The sequence below is a fragment of the Serratia sp. EC4 genome (assembly GCF_059652115.1).
In genome coordinates this window covers 896764-916383 of sequence record NZ_JBNIDE010000001.1, presented here as the reverse complement: position 1 = coordinate 916383, position 19620 = coordinate 896764, and the positions used below count along the sequence as shown (strand labels likewise).

Sequence of the window (19620 nt, the reverse complement as noted above, 5' to 3'; positions counted from 1 at the left end):
TCCCGAGTGACCTCATCGCGGTGTTGTACTGTTGCCCGCGGGTAAGGTAATTTGCTGAGGGCATGATGACTGACGCAGGGGCCAACGGACATGAATGAAAGGATCGACTACCACATCGAGAAATACCACTTCGCGCCGCTGGATGAAGCCCCGCGGCTCGCGCGCCAGTGGAGCGAGGTGTTGAACGAGTGTCGCCAGACGCAGGCCGGGGCGGAACAGCGTCTGCGCATTGCGCTGCTCAACGTGGACTATGTGACCAGTTTCGAATTGCCGTTTCGTTTATTGCTGGTGCGGGCGCCGCAGCTGATTGCCGGCCTGCGCGATGAGTTGTCGATCAGTCAAAAAAATGTGGTGTTCAACGGCAAGCGCTTTGGCTGCGTTTACAGCCTGAAAAGCGATTTAAGCGACGTGCCTGAGGCCTTTCAATACGGCCTGTCGACCCGTATTCACCGCACTTCGGCGTCGGGCGTGGACGCGTTGCCTTACCGGGAAATCGCCAAAGCGCTCAAGGCGCCGCGTGAGCGACTTAAGCTGGCGCTGGAGCAGGGGCTGCGGGTCACGGCGTTGGACGGACTGTTCTGGTTCGGCATACAGCGCATTGCCGCCGAGGTGCGCAGGCTAAGAAAAACCGGCATGGCGATCGTGACGGCGGAAACGGAGATCTTCGACACCCTGACCGGCACCACGCGCAAGGTTCCGGTATACCGCCTGGCCGAGAGTTGATGACCGATAGTCGGCGGTTCAGCTTATGAAGCGCGATTCCCGCCGGGCTCCTCTACGGTTCTTTTTTACCCGCATCTCCTTGCCGCTCAGCAAGAAAACCGACGTGACATATTCCTAAAATCTGACCTGTGTTCGTTCTGCCGTAGCACAACGCAAACGACGGGCCACCGCCGATAGCCGGTGTCACGATGGTGTTTCCGGTTGGCGGCGCCGTTTGCCGCCCACCTTTGGCTAACATCGACGAGGGTTTGAAGGAGAAGAGTATGTTGAAACGTTTTGCACTGTTGTGCTGGTGCCTGATCGGCGCCAATGCGCTGGCGGCGGGCCCCAACGCCAATATCAAGTATTACGGCTATGACTGGCTGGACTTTTATGAAACCGCCACGCCGTCTTTCAGCGCCACAGAGGCGCTTAAGGCGATTACCGGCACCGGCTTCAGTATGACCAATCTGAATGTGGTGCACACGTTGGCAAGCCTCAATCTGCCCGTTTGCGCCGGGGGGACTTGCGCCGTGAACATTCAGGCTGGTTCGGGGGCGGTATCGGGCTCGCCGTTTATCGATATCTGCCCTGGGGCGGTCTCGAACAGCAGCTGCCAGGCCGCAGGTTCCTGGAACGCCATCTGGACGGCGGTCAAGAAGATCGCCGAAGCCAAATATAAGCCCGGCGCCATTTATTTCATCGATGAGCCGTTCGACGTTCCTGCCTTACAGACCGGGGGAAAATATGACGCTTACCAATACTCCAGCTATGTTTGCACCCTGCGACAGGCCATGCAGCAGTACGGGGTCGCGATCCCCGTCTACACCATCTTGTCCTACCGACATGCCAACAACGCCGAATGGATCCGTGAAATACAGCAGGGCGCGCCCGCGACCGCGTGCCCGGCCAACGTCAAAAGCACGCCAGATTGGGTTGGGGTGGATAACTACAACTGGTCGGTAGCGGATATGTGGAGTACCTACAATCGCCTGGCGCCGATAAGCGCAGCCGGACAAAAGTGGGTGTTGGTACCGCCTTCTACGGCATCGTTAGGAATGAACGACCAGCAACTGCATGCGCAAATTCAACTGTATTGGGATTTTATTAATCAATATCCGACTGCGCCCGTGGTTTACATCATGAACTGGCGGTTTGATCGCGCGGTCACCGAGAATCGCGCGGCCTTCCCCGAATCGACCGCCTTATTGTCTTTCATGGCGAACACGCTGCTCACCCAACCTTAAGCGTGCAAAAAGGAGGTTCGCCATCAGGAACCTCCTTATGGATTGCACGGCTTACCGATAGGCTTCATTGCGCGCGATCGCGTATTTGCCGCTGCCCAGCAGCAGGATGGCGAGCCCGCCCATAAAGAACACCAGCTCGTTTTCAATGCCCCAGGCGCCGACGTCGGTGACGCTGAACACCTTGCCGGTGCCCACCATCAAAAACGCCACCACCAGCGTAAAGGCGTAAACCAGCGCGGCGGGGCGGGTGAACAGCCCCAAAATGATCAGTATCGGTGCCAGGATCTCCCCCACATACACGCCGTAGGCGATGAAGGCGGGCAGCCCGTGATCCTGCAACGCACCGGCGATCCAACCGACGCCGTGCTGAATCTTCGCCACGCCGTGAAACAGCATCAGTCCGCCGAAGGTCAGCCTGAGCGCCAACTTGCCGGCGTCCGGACGATCAAAAAGGCGCGTGAACACCGCATTCAATGACTTAACCATGACCCTTCCTCCTGAATAGGAATGATTTTCAATCAATATATCAATAAGGTGAATGAGAAAGATGTTCTGGATCAGTAAAACGGCGGACTTTACGCCGAATCACCGGGTGAGATTTAGCGGGCGCTTCACGCGGCAACGCAGGCTGTCCCCGCGACCCAAATCGCGGTAAAATGCAGCAGTTCACCTTATCGCACGTCATCAGGCCGTCGTACTCGCTATGAAAATGCGCAAACCGCGCCGTCCGCCCGGGCGGTGGATTTATTACATCCTGCATGAAGACATGCTGTGGCCCTGCCCGGTCAAATGGGAGTGGGAGAGCGGCTATAACGCCTGGCTGCCGTTTTACTATTCCCCCACGCTGGAATTTGTCGCCGGCAACCCCGCCCGCGCCACCAAGGTCAGCAGCGGCCGGCGCTAAGCGCGCTGCCCGCCTTGCCGCCCGGCATCCGCTCACCTAAGATCATTGCATCACCCACAGGTTTCCGGGAGCGTCCATGTCTACTCTGTTTCGCACGTCTCTTTGCGGCGCGGCGGCGTTGCTGCTGCTTGCGGGTTGTCAGCAGACGGCGCATCGACCGGCGCCGCCGCTGCAGGCGCAATTGGATCACATCGCTCTGATGCTGGCCGGCGGGCATTTCCTGCGCGTGGACTGCGGGCGCAGCGACGTGCCGGACGACGTGAAATTGCAACGCACTGCGATGCGTGCAGCGCAGCACCGCGGCTGGGATACGCATGCGGCAGGGTATCGGCAGTTGCCGGCGCTCACCCAGGCGCGTTACCTGACTCTGCAACAGGATAATCAGCTGCTGACGGACAAATGCGCCACGCTCAGCCGCAGCACCGCGCGCTTTATCGCGGCGGCGCAGGCCGATCAGGAAGACTACATGGAGTAGCGCTACGGTGTGCCTGTCGGGCGCTCGCCACGGGCGCCCAAAAATTCTTTGCAGGATAACGATTTATCGATCATCATTTGAAATGATGTTTCACTTTTATCCATCGAGCCCACCTTGAACCTGTATGCCGCACTGCGTCAGCGCGTGGAAAATACGCCTTGGTACGCCAAACGGAAAAGCTACCGCGTGCTGTTCTGGCGCGAAATCACGCCGCTGGCGGTGCCGATCTTTCTGGAGAACGCCTGCGTTCTGTTGATGGGGGTGCTGAGCACCTTTCTGGTGAGTTGGCTCGGCAAAGAGGCGATGGCCGGGGTGGGGCTGGCGGACAGCTTCAACATGGTGATCATCGCCTTTTTCGCCGCGGTGGATCTCGGCACCACCGTGGTGGTGGCCTTCAGCCTCGGCAAGCGGGATCGCCGGCGCGCGCGGGCGGCGGCGCGTCAGTCGCTGGTCCTGATGACCGGTGTGGCGTTGCTGTTGGCGGCGGGCATTCATCTGGCGGGTGAGCCTATCATTGATGTGATCGCCGGTGCGGCCTCGCCGGAAGTGAAAGCGCTGGCGCTCTCTTACCTGCAAACCACGGTGTGGAGCTACCCGGCGGCGGCGATTGCGCTGATTGGCAGCGGCGCGTTGCGCGGCGCGGGCAACACCAAGATCCCGCTGCTGATCAACGGCGGCATGAATATCCTCAATATCATCATCAGCAGCATCCTGATTTACGGCATGCTGGGCTGGCACGGGCTGGGCTTCGTCGGCGCCGGGCTGGGGCTGACGATTTCCCGCTATATCGGCGCCATCGCCATCCTCTATGTGCTGGCGATCGGTTTTAATCCGGCGCTGCACATCACGCTGAAAAGCTATTTCACGCCGCTGAAGATGAGCATCCTGTGGGAAGTGCTGGGGATCGGCATTCCCGCCAGCGTCGAATCGGTGCTGTTCAACGGCGGCAAACTGTTGACGCAGATGTTCGTCGCCGGCATGGGCACCAACGTGATCGCCGGTAACTTCATCGCCTTCTCCATCGCTTCCTTGATCAACTTGCCGGGCAACGCGCTGGGCTCGGCTTCGACCATCATCGTCGGCCGGCGGCTCGGCAAAGGCGAGATCGGTCAGGCGGAACGGCAGCTGCGCCATATTTTCTGGCTGTCTACCCTTGGGTTGACCGCTATCGCCTGGGGCACGGCGCCGTTGGCCGGGGTATTCGCCGCGTTTTATACCTCGCAGGATGACGTGAAAACGGTGGTGAAAACCCTGATTTGGCTCAACGCCGCCTTTATGCCGATCTGGGCCGCTTCCTGGGTGTTGCCCGCCGGGCTGAAAGGCGCGCGCGACGCCCGCTTTGCCATGTGGGTGACGATGCTCGGCATGTGGGGCTGCCGCGTGGTGGCGGGCTACGCGCTGGGTATCGAACTGGGCATGGGCGTGGTGGGGGTCTGGTTGGGGATGTTCCTCGATTGGGCGGTGCGCGGCGCCTTGTTCTACTGGCGCATGGTCAGCGGACGCTGGCTGTGGAAATATCCGCGGGCCAAACGCCGGGAGGCCGGGTAACCGGCCGCCTCAGTATAAAAGCGTCATCGCGCTGAAGAACAACAGCGTCAAGGCGATGATGATGAGGTTTTGCGTGGCTTTGCGCACCAGTTTACTGGCGCTCAGGCGGCTGTCGATGACGTAGAGCAGCGGCACCATCAGCAGCACGTAGGCGAACATCAGCATGGCGGTAAAGGGTTGCAGGTTCATTCTCGCCCCTCCTGTGCGCCATCATGGCCGACCAGGTGCACCAGCACGGCCTTCGGCTGATGGGGCAACGCAATAAAGGGCGGGGTGGCTGGGGAGTCCGCCGCGAACGGCAGACCGGCGCGCTGCGTCCTCACCGCCGCTTGCAGAATTTTCTTTCGATGTTTCCGAGTATGGTCGACCATGCGCCTCCGAATAAGGCCGCCGGCAGGCGGCCGATCGCTGTATTGCAAGGATTACAGGCCGCTGCCGGGGCCATGCATTCATAATATTGCGAATGATAACCATTATCAATGGTGGGGGGTGAAAAAATTAAGGGTATTGCAAGAGGGCATCGGGCGGTGGCGTAAAAAGAAAAAGCACGCCTTGCGGCGTGCTTTGCGGGGTACTAACGGCGGTGGTTACTTCTGATCGGGCAGAGCGTAAGCGACCACGTAGTCGCCCAGCTTGGTGCCGAAGGAACCGTGGCCGCCGGCGTAGATCAGCACGTACTGCTTGCCGTTGACCTCATAGGTCATCGGCGTCGCCTGGCCGCCGGCCGGCAAGCGCGCTTCCCACAGTTTTTCACCGTTGGTCACGCTGAAGGCGCGCAGGTAGTTGTCTGCGGTGGCGCCGATGAAGAACACGTTACCGGCGGTGGTCACCGGGCCGCCCAGCATCGGCATGCCCATTTTGAACGGCAGCGGCAACGGTGAGCTGTCGCGCACGGTGCCGATGCGTTTTTTCCACACGATGTCGTTGGTTTTCAGATCCACGGCGGAAATGTAACCCCAGGCCGGCTGTTTGCATGGCAGACCAAACGGTGACAGGAACGGGTTCAGGGTGACGCCGAACGGCACGCCATACTGCGGCTGTACGCCGGATTCGGTGCCGCTGCCGCCTTTGTCGCCTTCCGGCGGCTCAATCGGGTTGCCTGGGCCGCGCGGGATCAGTTTGGAGACGAACGGCAGCGCGATCGGGTTGGCGATGGCGATTTCGCGATCGGTATCGACGGCCAGGCCGCCCCACTCGAACATGCCCAGGTTGCCCGGGAACACCAGCGTACCCTGCTCGGATGGCGGGGTGAAGGTGCCTTCGTAGCGCAGGCTGTGGAACATCACGCGGCAGACCAGCTGATCATAGATGGTCGCGCCCCACATGTCGGCGCCGGTCAGTTTCTTCTCAGGACGGAAGGTCAGCTCGGAGAACGGCTGGGTCGGTGACAGGCGATCGCCTTTGGCCGGGCCCTGCGGTACCGGTTTCTCCGGCGCCGGCACCACCAGTTCGCCGTTGGTGCGGTTCAGTACGAAGATGTTGCCGGTTTTGGTCGGCACGTAGATGACCGGCACTTTTTTACCGCTCTTGTCGGTAATGTCCGCCAGGGTCGGCTGCGCCGGCACGTCCATATCCCACAGGTCGTGGTGGACGGTCTGATAGAACCAGGCCAGTTTGCCGGTGGAGGCGTTCAGCGCCAGCAGGCCGCTGGCGTAGCGCTCCATTTCCGGGGTGCGGTTGCCGCCCCAGATGTCCGGCGTGGCGACGCCCATCGGCAGATAGACGATATCCAGCTTGGCGTCATAGGCGGCCGGCGCCCAGGAGTTCGGCGAGTTCGGCACGAAGTGATGCTCATCCGCCGGGATGGCGTTCGGATCTTTCGCGCCCGGATCGAAGGCCCACAGCAGCTTGCCGCTGTTGACATCGAAGCCGCGGATCACGCCGGAAGGCTCACGGTTGGAGTAGTTGTCGGTCACGGCGCCGGCGACGACGATCACGTTATCGGTGATCACCGGCGGCGAAGTCGGCTCGTAGTGGCCCGGTGTGGCATACGGCATGTTGCTCTGCAGGTTCAGCTCGCCGTTGTTGGCGAAGTCCGGGCACGGTTTGCCGGTTTCGGCGTCCAGCGCAAACAGGCGGCCGTCGTTGACCGGCAGAATGATGCGGCGTGCGCACATCACCGGTGCGGCATCGCCGGCGGCGCCCGCGGCTGCAGCGGTTTCGTGGTAAGACACGCCGCGGCAGGTGATGTGCTGGAAGGTCGGGTTGTACTTCAGCTGCGGATCAAATTTCCACTTTTCTTTACCGGTGGCGGCATCCAGCGCAAACAGCTTCTGGTGCGGCGTACACATGTAAAGGGTATCGCGGATTTTGATCGGCGTGACTTCGTTGGTGATCTCACCCGGATCGTTGGCGGTCTTCAGATCGCCGGTCTGGAAGCGCCAGGCTTCTTGCAACTGGCCAACGTTTTTGTCGTTGATCTGGCTCAGCGGCGAGTAACGGGTGCCTTCCTGGGTGCGGCCATAGGCCGGCCAGTCGGACCCGGTGGCGTCTTTCGGCTGTACCTGAGCGGCGTCGAGCGTGCCGTTGATCTCTTGCGGATCGTTGAATACGGCATAGGCCAGCGCGATGACGGTGATCGCCAGCGCCGCGCTCAGCGCGCCGTAGGCGAACTTGCCGTTGGCCACCAGCTTACGGTAGATAAACGGCAGCACCAGCCACAGACCGAAGAAGAAGGTGACGTCCAGGCGCGGCGTCAGCGCCCAGAAGTCCGGGCCCACTTCCCACAGGGCCCAAATGGTGGTGCCCAGCAGGAATACCGCGTACAGCAGCAGCGCGGTGGCGCGGCGGCGGAACAGCAGCCAGGAGGTCGCCAGCAGCACCAGCCCGGCGATGATGTAATACAGCGAACCGCCCAACTTGGCCAGCCAGATGCCGCCGCCGAGCAGATAAAGCCCGCTCAGCGCGGCAAACAGCGCCGTTATGACGATAAGCGGCGATAGTGACGCTTTATTTTGCATAGCAATACCCTTACCAAAAATGAAAGTCCCCGATTTAGAGATTAAGCCAAATCGGAAAAAACACGCGGTTTCTCCCTACTATTTCAGCGAGAAGCCGCTAGGGTGACGTAAAACCCATCCCGTTTTTTAACCTTAAGGTGCTTTGCCTTATTCAAAGCGATAAGACAAGGTGGCGCCGCCACCCCAGTTGCGCCCCGGCGCCGGCTCGAAATAGCGGCCGTTGCCTTCGTTGACGATCACCGAACCGACGTATCGGCGATCGAAAACATTGTCCACCCGGCTGAACACGTCCAGTGCCCAGCGGTCCCAGGTAAAGCGATAGCCGGCGTTTACGCCGGCCACGGTGTAAGCGGGGGCCTGCGCGCTGTTGGCGTCATTGGCCTGAATGTCGCTCATGTAGCGCAGTTCCGCGCCGGCGTGCCAGCCTTCCGGCGGCGCAAACGCCAGCGAGGCGTAGCCCATGTTGCGGGCGATGCCCGGCAGGCGATTGCCGGCGGGGGTGCAGCCGGCTTTGCCGCACATTTCGCTGCGGTAGGTGGCGTCCAGCAGCGTCCAGGCCATATGCAGCCGCCAGTCCAGCGCAAACTCCTGATCCAGCGCCAGCTCCAGGCCGCGCCGCCGGGTTTTGCCGGCGTTGGCGTAGGTAGTATTTGTGTATTGGCTTTTCGCCACCACCAGCTCGTTGTCGGTATTGGTCTGGAACAGCGCGGCGCTCACCAGGCCGTTGCCGAGGCGCAGTTTGCTGCCCAGTTCAACGGTATCGCTGGTGGACGGCTGCAGGCCGAGATTGAGGCCTGGCTGGCCGTCGGGGCGGTAGGAGAGTTCGGTGGTGGTGGGGGTTTCAAAGCCGCGGCCGGCGGAGAGATAAACGTTCCACGCCGAGTTGATCTTGTAGTTGAGCGAACCCATAGGCAGCCACTGGTGGTAGCGTTTGCTGCCGCTGTCGTCGCCGTTGCGCGGCGTGATGTAGTAATCGGTCGAGTCGAAGCTGACCGTGCTGTAGCGCAGGCCGGCGTCCAGCGTCCAGTGTGGCGTCAGTTGCCAGGAGGTTTGCAGGTAAGGATCCAGGTTCCAGATGCGGTTCTTCTCGTTGCGCCGCTGGTCGCCTTTCTCGCCGTAGTCCACTGTGCCGTCTCGCAGAATAAAGTTTTCGAACCCCTGGCGGCGTTCGGTCATGGTTTCATAATCCAGACCGCCGATCAGTGTTACCGGTAACGATGCGAGAGTATCCTCATGCTTCCAGCGAGTGTCAATGCCCTGATATTTTCTTTCCAGCACGATCACCCCGCCGGCGTGGGTGGGGTTGAGCTGCGGCCCCATCGGGATCGATTGGTACTGCGTGGTGTGGCGTTCGCCGTGGTAAGCGGTCAGCGTCAGTTCGTCGCGCTCGCTCATCTGGCGCTGATAGCGCAGGCCGGCCTGGGTTTGATCGAGCGATTTGCGGGTGTTGTATTGATCCGCGCGCGGCGCCTGGCGCGGGTTTTCCTTCCATTCCGCTTCGGTCAGGCCGCCCGGATCGCCGGCGTCAATCGAGACGCTGTTGAACATCAGCGTCAGGGTGCTGACGTCGTCCAGCCGCACGCCGAGCTTGCCGTTGCCGAGGTTTTTCCGCGCGGCGCTGTGATCGCGGTAGCCCTGAGTGGTGAAGCGGGTGCCCGAAATGGCGTAGTTGACGTCGCCGGCCTGGGTGCCGTCGCCGGTGGCGCCGGTCGCTTTCACCCCGTAGCGCCAGGTGTTGTCGCTGCCGAAATAGCCGCCGGCCTCCAGCGTCGGCGGCTGGGTGCCGGTAATCGTATCAACATTGATCACCCCGCCCGAGGCGTTGCCGTACAGCGCGGAATAGGGGCCGCGCAGCACCTCGATGCGTTCGACGGAATTGATGTCGATATTGGAGGTTTGTCCCTGGCCGTCGGGCATGGTGGCGGGAATGCCGTCGACGTACATGCGCACGCCGCGCACGCCGAACATCGAACGGCTGCCGAACCCGCGTATCGACAGCTGCAGATCCTGCGCATAGTTTTGCCGGTTTTGAAGCTGCAGGCCCGGCACGCTGCCGAGGTTTTCCGACAGGTTAATCTGCGGGGCGGCGTTGCGCAGGTCCTGGCCGTCGATCACGCTGACGGACACCGGCGATCCCAGCTCGGTCAATCCGGTGGGTTGCGCCATCACCACCAGGGTGTCGCTTTTCTCTTCATTATTTTCTGCCGCCAGCGCCTGGCTGGCAAACATGGGATGTAGCAATAGCATTGCCGCCGGGGTCAGCACGGCGCTTTTCTTATTGGTCATGGAATAAATCTGCCACTGGTATTGAAAGGGAATCGCAGGTCGATTCAGAGTTAGCCATCTGTCGCTCCATCTACATGACGCTAAACGAAAAGGGTAAGGCATCCTGACATCAGTATAGAGTATCTCGGGCAGGAACGTTCCCGCAAAAACTCCGCTCCCAGCGACGGTTAACGGATTCATGAGCCTGGCTCATAAGCCCAAGCGTATTTCGCCCCATAGTCATGGCGGCAGTCGCGTTTTACAGTCACCACACCGGAGCGGCTCCGCGTCAGGCGGGGCCGGTATCAATCAGCGGGAGAATGAAGATGCAAACACGCAAGTTGGGGCGCGAAGGACTGGAAGTCTCGGCGTTGGGGTTGGGCTGCATGGGGCTGAGCTTTGGCTACGGCCCGGCCACCGACAAACGGCAGGCGATCGATCTGATCCGTGCTGCGGTCGACGAAGGCGTGACGTTCTTCGATACCGCGGAGATTTACGGCCCGTTCACGAACGAGGAGCTGCTGGGCGAAGCGCTGGCACCGGTGCGTGATAGGGTCGTCATCGCCACCAAATTCGGTTTCGATCTGCCGCAGCCGGCGGGGCAGCAGGTGTTGAACAGCCGTCCGGAGCATATTCGCCGGGCGGTGGAAGGCTCGTTGAAGCGCCTGCGGATAGAGACGATCGATTTGCTGTATCAGCACCGCGTCGATCCTGAGGTGCCTATCGAGGAGGTGGCCGGTACGGTGCAGCAACTGATTCGCGAAGGGAAAGTGAAGTATTTCGGTCTGTCGGAAGCCGGCGCGCAAACCATTCGGCGAGCTCACGCGGTACAGCCGGTCACGGCGCTGCAAAGCGAATATTCGCTGTGGTGGCGCGAGCCGGAGCGTGAAATCTTGCCGACGCTGGCAGAACTGGGCATCGGCCTGGTGCCGTTCAGCCCGCTCGGCAAGGGCTTTCTCACCGGTGCCATCACCGAGGACACCACCTTTGACAGCGGCGATTTTCGCAACCTGGTGCCGCGCTTCAGCGCCGAAGCGCGCCGGGCCAATCAGGCGCTGGTGAGCGTGCTGGGGCAGATAGCGCAGCGCAAGTGCGTGACGCCGGCGCAGATCGCCCTGGCCTGGTTGCTGGCGCAGCAGCCGTGGATCGTGCCGATCCCGGGAACCACCAAGCGTCACCGGCTGGAAGAAAACCTTGCGGCGGAGTCGGTGGTGTTGGCGGCGGACGAACTGGGCGAGATTGAGCGTGCGCTCTGCGCTATCGACGTGATCGGCGAGCGCTACCCGGCGTATCTGCAGAAGAACGTCGGGCGCTAAGCCCCGCGTCGCAGCGCCTCAATCAGCAGCGCAAAGGCGGTGGTGTGCTGCCTGCGGCTTGGATAATAGAGGTAATAGCCGGGAAACGGCGGGCACCAGTCCTCCAGCGCCATCTGCAACCGCCCGTCGGCCAGCGGCTCGGCGACGGTATCTTCCGGCACAAAGGCGATGCCGAGGCCGAGCTGCGCGGCGTCGATCCGCTGGCGCAGGCTGTTGAAGGTCAGTTGCCCCTCCACCCGCACTTTAATCTCCCGGCCATCGCGGGCAAATTCCCAGGCGTACAGCCCGCCGAGGGTGGGCAGGCGCATGTTGATGCAGCGATGGTTTTGCAGTGATTGCGGTGTGGCGGGGCGGCCGCAACGGGCGAAATAGGCCGGGGAGGCGACCGGCACCATGCGCATATCCGGCCCGATGCGCACCGCAACCATGTCCTTCGCCACCTGTTCCCCCAGCCGGATGCCGGCGTCGAATCGCCCGGCGACGATGTCGGTCAGGCTGTTGTCGACGGTGATTTCCACGTTGATATCCGGGTAATCGACGAGAAAAGTGCGCAGCACCGGCCACAGCACCGCATCCACCGCGTGTTCGCCGGCGGTGATGCGGATGTTGCCGGCGGGCCGATCGCGCATTTCACCCAGCGCGTTCAGCTCGTTTTCTATCTCCGCCAAGCGTGGACCGATGTTGTTGAGCAGCCGTTCACCGGCCTCGGTGGGGGCGACGCTGCGGGTGGTGCGCGTGAGCAAACGCAGCGCCAGGCGTTCTTCCAGGCCGCGAATGGCGTGGCTGAGCGCCGATTGGGAAACGCCAAGCTGCGCCGCCGCTTTGGTGAAGCTGCGTTCCCTGGCGACCATCAGGAAAGCGATCAGGTCGTTAACGTTTTCTTTCAACATACCGGCACCGGAGAGCTAGGTTGGGGCGCTGCCGCGCGTAGATTTATGAATTGAGCTCATAGCTCCTTGCGCATTTTACCCGCTAGTCGCCGGAAAAACACGGCGCTATCTTGGCATCACTGACTCATAACTATCAGCGTCGGTTGGAAAGCCGACGTGGAGGACACGACAGATGAAAATACAACGCAGCGGTTCTATCCCATCACAGCGCGGTTCGGCGGATTACTTTACCGGGCAGGTACGCATTGACGCACCCTTCGCCGGTGACGCGCCGGCCAGAGTGGGCGGCGCGACCGTCACCTTCGAACCCGGCGCCCGCACGGCCTGGCATACCCATCCGCTCGGCCAGACGCTGATCGTCACTCAGGGGCGCGGGTGGATCCAGATGTGGGGCGAGGCCACGCAGGAAATGCATCCCGGCGATATCGTCTGGATCCCGGCAGGCGTCAAACACTGGCACGGCGCGACGCCGGACACCGCCATGACTCATATCGCCATCGCCGAAGCGCTGGACGGCACTCCGGTGACCTGGCTGGAGCCGGTCAGCGAGGCGGAGTACCGGCAATAACGGCGCTCAGGACCTGCGGTTCTGTTCGCAGAACCGCAGGCGGTTGCCGAACGGATCGGTGAGGTTCAGTTCCTTGCCCCAATCGACAATCTCCAGGCCCGGCCGTGCATAGCGGTAGTTTTTGGCCGTGAGCTCCCGGTGCAGCGCATCGATGTCCTGCATCGGAATGAAAATGGCGGCGCCGGGCGTGCTGTCGCCGTAGTGTTCGCTCAGGTGCAGCGTCAACCCGGCGCGGGCAATCTGCATGTACAGCGGCAGGTCTTCGCTGAAACGGTGCTCCCATTCCAGCGTGAAACCGAGAAAATCCAGATAAAACTCTTTGGCCTTGTCGACTGAAAAGATACGCAGAATCGGAATGGCGGGGGAGAGCGTCATCATTGTTGACCTCACTGTCGCGTTAGCGGCAGCCGATATGGATATCGACCGCGTCGGGGCCGGTATAGGCTTCGAAGTCGGTCAGGAAGCGACGTTCGATTTCCGGGTGTTGCTCGAAGTAGGTCCAGATGGCTTGCCAGCCTTCGATGACCGCCGCCGGCATGGCGCCTCGGGCCTGGAACACCAGATAGCGGCCAGGTTGGATGTGCAAACCGCTCTGTGCCTCACTGCCAGCGGTGACATCAAACGGCCCGCTGGCATCGGAGGCGTAGTTGGAGTAGACCCCGTAAACCGGCATGGCGGGCGAGGTGGCGAAAAAGTCTGACCACAACGCCGGGATTTTAGCCGTCTCGGGCCGGGTTTCGTCCTGATTGGTGGTTCTGATTGTCTGGCCGGCGACGTAAAAACCGGGCAGGTGTACCGAGAGGGGCTGCATAGAGGCATTTCCTTTTAACCGGTGAAAAGATGCCTAAAGGTAGCAAAGGCTCCCCAAAACCGCCAGACAGGGCCCCCGCAGGCGCGGAGGCCCCTCACATCAGGCGCCCAAACCGCCAAGGCACAGGTATTTGATCTCGAGATAGTCTTCGATGCCGTATTTTGAGCCTTCGCGGCCCAAACCGGAGTGCTTCATGCCGCCGAACGGCGCCACCTCGGTGGAAATCAGCCCTTCGTTGATGCCGACAATGCCGTACTCCAGCGCTTCGGCCACGCGCATCACCCGGCCGATGTCGCGGCTGTAGAAGTAAGCGGCCAGGCCGAATGGCGTGTCGTTGGCCATCTCGACGGCGTCGGCTTCCTGGCTGAAGCGGATCAGGGGCGCCACCGGGCCGAAGGTTTCCTCGCGGAAGATTTTTGCCGTGCGCGGCACGTCGGTCAGGATGGTCGGGGTGAAGAAATTGCCGCCCAGCGCGTCAGGCTTGCCGCCCAGCAGCACCGAGGCGCCGTGCTCGACGGCGTCGGCGATATGCTCGCGCACTTTCTCCACCGCGTCCGGGTTAATCAACGGGCCGATGGTGACGCCGTCATCCAGGCCGTTGCCGACTTTCAGCTTGGCGACGGCGGCTTTCAGTTTGGCGGCGAAGGCCTCGTACACGCCGTCCTGCACCAGAAAACGGTTGGTGCAGACGCAGGTCTGGCCGGCATTGCGGTATTTCGAGGCGACCGCGCCGGCCACGGCGGCGTCCAGATCGGCGTCGTCGAACACGATAAACGGCGCGTTGCCGCCCAGCTCCATGCTGGTTTTCTTGATGGTGGGCGCACACTGTGCCAGCAGCTGCGCACCGACTTCGGTGCTGCCGGTGAAGGAGAGTTTGCGCACGTCTGGGTTGGCGGTGAGTTCGCCGCCGATGCCTTTGCTGGGGCCTGTTATCACGTTGCATACCCCGGCGGGCAGCCCGGCGCGCTCCGCCAGCACGGCGATCGCCAGCGCCGAGAACGGGGTCTGGCTGGCGGGGCGGATCACCCCGGTGCAGCCTGCGGCCCAGCCGGGGCCGGCTTTGCGGGTGATCATCGCCGCCGGGAAGTTCCACGGGGTGATGGCGGCGAACACGCCGATCGGCTCTTTTTGCACGATGATGCGGCGACCGGCCTGGGGCTGTGGAATGGTGTCGCCATACACCCGTTTGCCTTCCTCGGCGAACCATTCGATAAAGGAGGCGGCATAGGCGATTTCACCGCGGCTTTCGGCCAGCGGTTTGCCCTGTTCCGCCGTCATGATGCGCGCCAGATCTTCCTGATTTTCCATCATCAATTCAAACAGCCGCCGCAGCTTGCCGGCGCGCTCTTTGGCGGTCAGCGCGCGCCAGGCGGGCAGCGCTTTTTTGGCGGCGGCGATGGCGCGTGCGGTTTCTTCGGCGCCGAAGGCCGGCACATGGCCAACCAGCTCGCCGTTGGCGGGGTTATGAATGGCGATCGAACGGCCTTCCTGGGCCGGCAACCATTGCCCGTCGATGTAGTTGGCCTCGCGGAACAGCGCGGGATCCTTGAGGGTAGCGCAGATGCTGGTGCTCATGAGTCTCTTCCTTCTTTGCTGAGTTCAACAGAGTGGTCTATCCCATACGGCTACCCTTTACCCTAGCAAATTTTGCCGCCGCCGTTTGCCCGCGCGGCAACAAGATGATCGTTTTCTTTATGCGCACCTTCTGTACAAAAAATATCCTCCGCCGGGACGATACTGAAAGAGCAGGCATATGACCCTTTTCGATGTAATTAAAAGGAGTGTGCGAATGATGAAATCAGTGGACAGACATCTCGCGGCCTACGGCAGCGAAATGGATTTTTTGGCGTCGAGCATCGCTCTGATGGAATGGCAAGGGCGGCAGATTGACGCCGGGCAGGTGGCCGGCAATATGTCGGAGCAGCAAAGCCGCCTGTTCTTTGCGCGGTTGAATTATTTTCGTCAGCTTTATCAGGCCGCATCGGCGGCCGAACACAGCCTGTAATTTCCGATCCAGCCCCGCCGCAGCGGGGCTTTTCATTTCAGCGCTGCCACACCCCGGTCGCCAGCGTCGCCGGCGAATACTCCAGATTGCGCCCCCGCCACGGCAACGCCGCCTTAAAACGCCAGGCGCGGCGAACGTCAAACCGCCAATAGCGTTCCGCGCCTTCAACGGCGGGATGCCCCTCCGCTTGCCAGAGGATCTGCGTTTCCCCCTGCAGATGCAGCACGTCGCCGCGTTCAAAATCGATGAACAGCAGCGCCGCCCGCGGTTCGGCCAGCAGATTGCCCAGCGTGTTCATATAGCGGTTGCCGCGAAAGTCCGGCATCCACAGCGTGTCACCTTCCAAGTGGATAAAGCCGGGGCGGCCGCCGCGATGAGAAATATCGACGCCGCCCTGCGCCAGTGCCAGGTGCGCGCAGCTGGCAACGAAGCTGGTATCCGCGGCGCGGATCAGCGCCTGCGCCGCCGCATCCAGCGAGGCTAAATGCTCAACCGGCTGTGGCCGGCTGTCCACCGGGTAGAGTTCGCGGCGCTGAATGTACTGCGGGCAGTTACCGAAGCTTTGTTGAACGACGATCTCCACCCGGTTTTTGTCGGTGCGGCCGACGGTGCCGTTGGCGCGGTTGCGCCGCCGGTTGCTGAAGTCGAGCCCGAGCGCGCCGATCGGTTTGCCGGGCAGCAACAGCGCCTGGGCGGGATCGTCGCTGCGACGCGGCGCGCTGATGCGTAAATGCGTGTCGTCCGGCGCGCGTAAAAATCCGGGCGGGCCGGTGAACAGGGTGGCGATCGGCCAGCCTTGTTCATCCAGCGTGGCGACGAACAGGTAGGGCAGCGCGGCGAAAAACGCGCGGTGCTGATCCGGCATCGCGGGATAGATACCGCCGCCTACGCCGCCAAACCCGGCCAGCGTCTGCGCGCGCAGCTCGTCGGGATGGAACAGTTGCGGGATCATGGCTTCAGCTCCCCGCCGGTGCCGCCGGTGCCGGCAGGGCCGGCATGGCGAAGAAGCCGGGAAGCGCCGCGATGCGCGCCGTCCAGCGGCGTATCGCAGGGTAAGGCGCCAGCGAAATGCCGCCTTCGGCCGCGACCGCCACGTAGCTGTGGCAGGCCAGATCGGCGATGGTCGGGTGTTCGGTGGCCAGGTAGTCGCGCTCGCTCAGGTGCTGTTCCATCTGCGGCAGGAAACGATCGCTGACCGCCCGCGCCGCCTGATAATCCTCCGGCACGGCGAATTGGGCGATCAGTCGGCAAGAGGCCGGGCCGTAGCGAACTTCACCGGCGGCTTTGGAAAGCCAGGCTTGCACTCGCGCCGCCGCGGCCGGCTGTTCCGGCAGCCAGTGGCTGTCCGGCGCATAGCGCTTCACCAGATAGACCAGAATGGCGTTGCTGTCGGCCAGCGTCAGATCGCCGTCCTGCAAGACCGGGATCTGGCCTAACGGGTTGAGCCGGCGAAAGGCTGCGCTCTGCCGCACCTCTGCCGAGGCTTCTACCCATTCATAGGGCAGCGCCAGCATGCGCAGCAGCAACGCTACGCGGTGAACGTGGCCGGAAAGCGGGGTGCCGTAGAGAGTGATGGCGGACATGGCGTTTCTCCTCAGTGCTTTTTGTCAGCATACTCTTGCGCTGAGTGAGCGGAATACGGCAATGTGGAAATTGATAATTTCACTTTTCGGAAGAATTTATGGATCGGCTAGACGAGTTGGCCATCTTCGTGGCGGTGGTGCAGCAGGGCAGCCTGGCGGCGGCCGGGCGCAAACTGCGGCGTTCGGCGCCGGCGATCACCCGGGCGATCGCCGCGCTGGAACAGCGTTTTGGCACCCGGCTGGTGGAGCGCACCACCCGACGGCTGGCCCCCACCGAAGCGGGTATGCGGCTGTTGGAACGCGCGCAACAGCTGCTGCAGGATTATCAGGCGGTGGTGCAGGATACCGCAGAAGCGCAGCTGAGCGGCTTGCTGCGCGTTACTTCGCCGGTGCAGTTCGGCCGCCGCTACGTGGCGCCGGTGGTGATGGCGTTTCTCGATGACTACCCGCAGATGCAGATCGAAATGGTGTTGAACGATCGCAATCTCGATCTGATTGACGAAGGGTTGGATATCGCGGTGCGCATCGGTCATCTGCAGGACTCTTCCCGCGTGGCGCGGCGGCTGGGGCAGGTCAGCCGGATGACGGTCGCCAGCCCGGATTACCTGGCGCGCTGCGGCGAGCCGCGCTCGCCGGCGCAGCTGGCGGAGCATGCCACCATCGTCGGCACCCAGCGGCCGTCGCTGCGCGAATGGCGCTTCGGCCCGCAGGAAAACGGCGAACGGGTGCGATTGGCTCCCCGGCTGTTGCTGAATGATGTGGAAGCGCAGCTGCTGGCGGTGCGCGCCGGCAAGGGCATCGCCCGGTTGCTCTCTTATCAGGTGGCGGACGATTTGGCCGCCGGTACGCTGGTGCGGCTGCTGGCGGATCATGAGCCGCTGCCGATGCCGGTGCAGCTGGTGGCGCAGCAGGCGCAACGCATGCCGCTGAAGGTGCGCGCCTTCTGGGATTATGCGTTTGAACGGCTCAGCGCATTGCCGCAAATTCAGCCGGACGGAAGGGGGGAAATAAGCGCAAAAAGTTTCATTGGTTAAACTTTTTCATTATTCTTCAGGTTTTATTTTACCGGGCGCGCATTGCTGATGCGCCCGTCTTGACAATAATTTTGTCGGTGTTAATAGTTAACTCATATTTTAAATAATAAACGAAGTTTAATATATGAGACATCTTGCGGGAAGCTATGATAACGGCGCTGCGGTGGATAATGAAGAGGCTGTTTTGACTTCATTTCAAACCCGCAGTGCAGATATTTATCATCAGGCAAAGCATGAAAAGAATATTGCGTATGGCGACAGCGAACGCGAAACATTTGATTGGCTCTATTCTGCAAAGCAGCACCAGGGGACGTTAATTTTTATTCACGGCGGCTATTGGCAATTCTGCGATAAGGCGGATTTTGCCTTTATCGCCGCCGAACCGTTGGCGTTGGGTTTTGACGTGGTGCTGGTGGAATATGCGCTCGCGCCGGCGGTGGATCTTGACGAAATATGCCGACAGATCGGGGTGGCGTTGAATGCCATTCAGCGCCGCCTGCCGCCGCACTATGCCCATCCGGTTTATCTGTGCGGCCATTCCGCCGGCGGGCATCTGGCGGCGTTCTGGCAGCAGCATGCGTTGGTGGATGCTGTCTTTCCCATCAGCGGCCTGTTCGAGCTGGCGCCGCTGCAACAAAGCTATGTCAATCGGGCGCTGCAGCTGAGCGCGCGGCAAATTGAAACGCTCAGCCCGGCGCGCCGCCTGCCGACGCGCGGCAAGCCGCTTACGCTGTATTACGGCGCATTGGAGCTGCCGGAACTGAGAGGTCAGTCGCAACACTATCATGCGGCGCTGCGCCAACGCGGGTTGCCGGCCGACCTGGTCGCGGTGCCCGGCGCCAATCATTTTACCATTCTGGATGCGTTGTTCGCCGCCGACGGCGCGCTGCTTCGCCAACTTAACCACCACGGGAACCACTGACATGCGCGAGATCGTAGAAACCGGGCTGCCGGAGATCGGCCAGCCTTTTTCCTGGGCCACCCGGGGCGGCGGCATGCTGTTTACCGCTCACGGCCCGGTGCGGGCGGACGGCAGCATCGACACCGGCGCGCCGGAGCGACAGATTACGCTGACCTTCGATAATCTGGCGCAGACGCTGAAGGCGGCGGGCAGCCACAGCGATAAGGTTCTGCAGGTGATCGTGTATCTCACCGACGTCAATGACGTTAAATTACTCGATGATATTTACCGGAAATACTTTAATTATCCTTATCCCAATCGCTCCACGGTCATTGTCGAAAAATTGGTAGTGCCGGGAATGAAAATAGAAATTACCGTCAGCGCCATCGCCTGATTTAATTTCTTCTTAAG

At 61.6% G+C, this 19620-nt stretch carries 22 protein-coding genes; 11 read left to right on the top strand and 11 right to left on the bottom strand.

From position 1 onward, the window contains the following. The first annotated feature begins 90 nt into the window (after positions 1–90). Complete coding sequence (locus ACP39K_RS04310; RefSeq protein WP_016927167.1) at positions 91–723, top strand: ECs1377 family protein; 633 nt, start codon at positions 91–93, stop codon at positions 721–723. A 263-nt stretch (positions 724–986) separates the two neighbouring features. Beyond that, positions 987–1949, top strand: a complete 963-nt coding sequence (locus ACP39K_RS04305) for a hypothetical protein (RefSeq protein WP_197818034.1) — start codon at positions 987–989, stop codon at positions 1947–1949. Positions 1950–2000: 51 nt separating this feature from the next. On the opposite strand, the gene ACP39K_RS04300 is transcribed toward ACP39K_RS04305, so the two are convergent. Then, positions 2001–2435, bottom strand: coding sequence for a DoxX family protein (locus ACP39K_RS04300; RefSeq protein WP_033639943.1), 435 nt, complete (start codon positions 2433–2435; stop codon positions 2001–2003). Between the two features lie 217 nt (positions 2436–2652). Between ACP39K_RS04300 and ACP39K_RS04295 the strand changes: the two genes are divergently transcribed. The 3 genes from ACP39K_RS04295 (at position 2653) to ACP39K_RS04285 (ending at position 4876) form a co-directional block, all read left to right on the top strand. Continuing rightward, a complete protein-coding gene (locus ACP39K_RS04295) occupies positions 2653–2853 on the top strand; it encodes a hypothetical protein (protein WP_016927170.1) in 201 nt (66 codons plus the stop codon). A 76-nt stretch (positions 2854–2929) separates the two neighbouring features. Next, positions 2930–3328: a type II secretion system pilot lipoprotein GspS gene (gspS, locus tag ACP39K_RS04290; protein ID WP_033639944.1), complete on the top strand. Its 399-nt coding sequence runs from the start codon at positions 2930–2932 to the stop codon at positions 3326–3328. A gap of 114 nt (positions 3329–3442) precedes the next feature. Further along, on the top strand, positions 3443–4876 hold the full coding sequence (locus ACP39K_RS04285; protein ID WP_004935263.1) for an EmmdR/YeeO family multidrug/toxin efflux MATE transporter: 1434 nt from the start codon (positions 3443–3445) through the stop codon (positions 4874–4876). A gap of 9 nt (positions 4877–4885) precedes the next feature. Here ACP39K_RS04285 and ACP39K_RS04280 read toward each other — a convergent pair whose 3' ends face one another. The 4 genes from ACP39K_RS04280 to pqqU form a co-directional block, all read right to left on the bottom strand. After that, on the bottom strand, positions 4886–5065 hold the full coding sequence (locus tag ACP39K_RS04280; protein WP_015378373.1) for a hypothetical protein: 180 nt from the start codon (positions 5063–5065) through the stop codon (positions 4886–4888). Further along, positions 5062–5247: a hypothetical protein gene (locus ACP39K_RS04275; protein ID WP_346418318.1), complete on the bottom strand. Its 186-nt coding sequence runs from the start codon at positions 5245–5247 to the stop codon at positions 5062–5064. Before ACP39K_RS04275 ends, ACP39K_RS04280 begins: the two co-directional genes overlap by 4 nt. 216 nt (positions 5248–5463) lie before the next feature. After that, entirely contained in the window at positions 5464–7836 is a 2373-nt protein-coding gene (locus ACP39K_RS04270) for a glucose/quinate/shikimate family membrane-bound PQQ-dependent dehydrogenase (protein ID WP_497008314.1), read from the bottom strand. Positions 7837–7983: 147 nt separating this feature from the next. Continuing rightward, positions 7984–10122, bottom strand: a complete 2139-nt coding sequence (pqqU, locus tag ACP39K_RS04265) for a TonB-dependent receptor PqqU (protein WP_497008313.1) — start codon at positions 10120–10122, stop codon at positions 7984–7986. Between the two features lie 305 nt (positions 10123–10427). On the opposite strand from pqqU, the gene ACP39K_RS04260 reads away from it, so the two are divergent. Next, complete coding sequence (locus ACP39K_RS04260; RefSeq protein ID WP_033639947.1) at positions 10428–11417, top strand: aldo/keto reductase; 990 nt, start codon at positions 10428–10430, stop codon at positions 11415–11417. Here the strand turns inward: ACP39K_RS04260 and ACP39K_RS04255 are convergent. Further along, the gene (locus ACP39K_RS04255; RefSeq protein WP_497008312.1) at positions 11414–12307 is read right to left on the bottom strand and encodes a LysR family transcriptional regulator; all 894 of its coding nucleotides are present in this window, start codon (positions 12305–12307) and stop codon (positions 11414–11416) included. The genes ACP39K_RS04260 and ACP39K_RS04255 overlap by 4 nt on opposite strands. Positions 12308–12479: 172 nt before the next feature. Here ACP39K_RS04255 and ACP39K_RS04250 point away from each other — a divergent pair, with 172 nt between their 5' ends. After that, positions 12480–12875: a (R)-mandelonitrile lyase gene (locus ACP39K_RS04250; protein ID WP_089184774.1), complete on the top strand. Its 396-nt coding sequence runs from the start codon at positions 12480–12482 to the stop codon at positions 12873–12875. 6 nt (positions 12876–12881) lie between these two features. Here ACP39K_RS04250 and ACP39K_RS04245 read toward each other — a convergent pair whose 3' ends face one another. The 3 genes from ACP39K_RS04245 to gabD form a co-directional block, all read right to left on the bottom strand. Continuing rightward, entirely contained in the window at positions 12882–13250 is a 369-nt protein-coding gene (locus ACP39K_RS04245) for a glyoxalase superfamily protein (protein ID WP_497008380.1), read from the bottom strand. 22 nt (positions 13251–13272) lie between these two features. Further along, complete coding sequence (locus ACP39K_RS04240) at positions 13273–13686, bottom strand: GyrI-like domain-containing protein (RefSeq protein ID WP_197833525.1); 414 nt, start codon at positions 13684–13686, stop codon at positions 13273–13275. Positions 13687–13785: 99 nt separating this feature from the next. Further along, positions 13786–15261 (bottom strand): NADP-dependent succinate-semialdehyde dehydrogenase, encoded by a 1476-nt coding sequence (gene gabD / locus ACP39K_RS04235; RefSeq protein WP_033639951.1) that lies wholly within the window; start codon positions 15259–15261, stop codon positions 13786–13788. 214 nt (positions 15262–15475) lie between these two features. On the opposite strand from gabD, the gene ACP39K_RS04230 reads away from it, so the two are divergent. Continuing rightward, positions 15476–15691, top strand: coding sequence for a glycogen synthase (locus tag ACP39K_RS04230; protein WP_004935234.1), 216 nt, complete (start codon positions 15476–15478; stop codon positions 15689–15691). A 37-nt stretch (positions 15692–15728) separates the two neighbouring features. Here the strand turns inward: ACP39K_RS04230 and ACP39K_RS04225 are convergent, their stop codons facing one another. Together ACP39K_RS04225 and ACP39K_RS04220 are read right to left on the bottom strand one after the other, a co-directional pair. Further along, positions 15729–16643 carry a PNPOx family protein gene (locus tag ACP39K_RS04225; RefSeq protein ID WP_212562766.1) on the bottom strand — a complete coding sequence of 305 codons (915 nt, stop codon included), beginning with the start codon at positions 16641–16643 and terminating at the stop codon, positions 15729–15731. Positions 16644–16647: 4 nt separating this feature from the next. After that, positions 16648–17274, bottom strand: coding sequence for a glutathione S-transferase family protein (locus ACP39K_RS04220; protein WP_115116837.1), 627 nt, complete (start codon positions 17272–17274; stop codon positions 16648–16650). Between the two features lie 98 nt (positions 17275–17372). On the opposite strand from ACP39K_RS04220, the gene ACP39K_RS04215 reads away from it, so the two are divergent. The 3 genes from ACP39K_RS04215 to ACP39K_RS04205 all read left to right on the top strand — a co-directional run bounded on the left by ACP39K_RS04215 (position 17373) and on the right by ACP39K_RS04205 (position 19603). Beyond that, complete coding sequence (locus tag ACP39K_RS04215; protein ID WP_033639955.1) at positions 17373–18308, top strand: LysR family transcriptional regulator; 936 nt, start codon at positions 17373–17375, stop codon at positions 18306–18308. A 124-nt stretch (positions 18309–18432) separates the two neighbouring features. Beyond that, on the top strand, positions 18433–19230 hold the full coding sequence (locus ACP39K_RS04210) for an alpha/beta hydrolase (RefSeq protein ID WP_048795078.1): 798 nt from the start codon (positions 18433–18435) through the stop codon (positions 19228–19230). Between the two features lies 1 nt (position 19231). After that, on the top strand, positions 19232–19603 hold the full coding sequence (locus ACP39K_RS04205) for a RidA family protein (protein WP_033639957.1): 372 nt from the start codon (positions 19232–19234) through the stop codon (positions 19601–19603). The last annotated feature ends 17 nt before the right edge of the window (positions 19604–19620 follow it).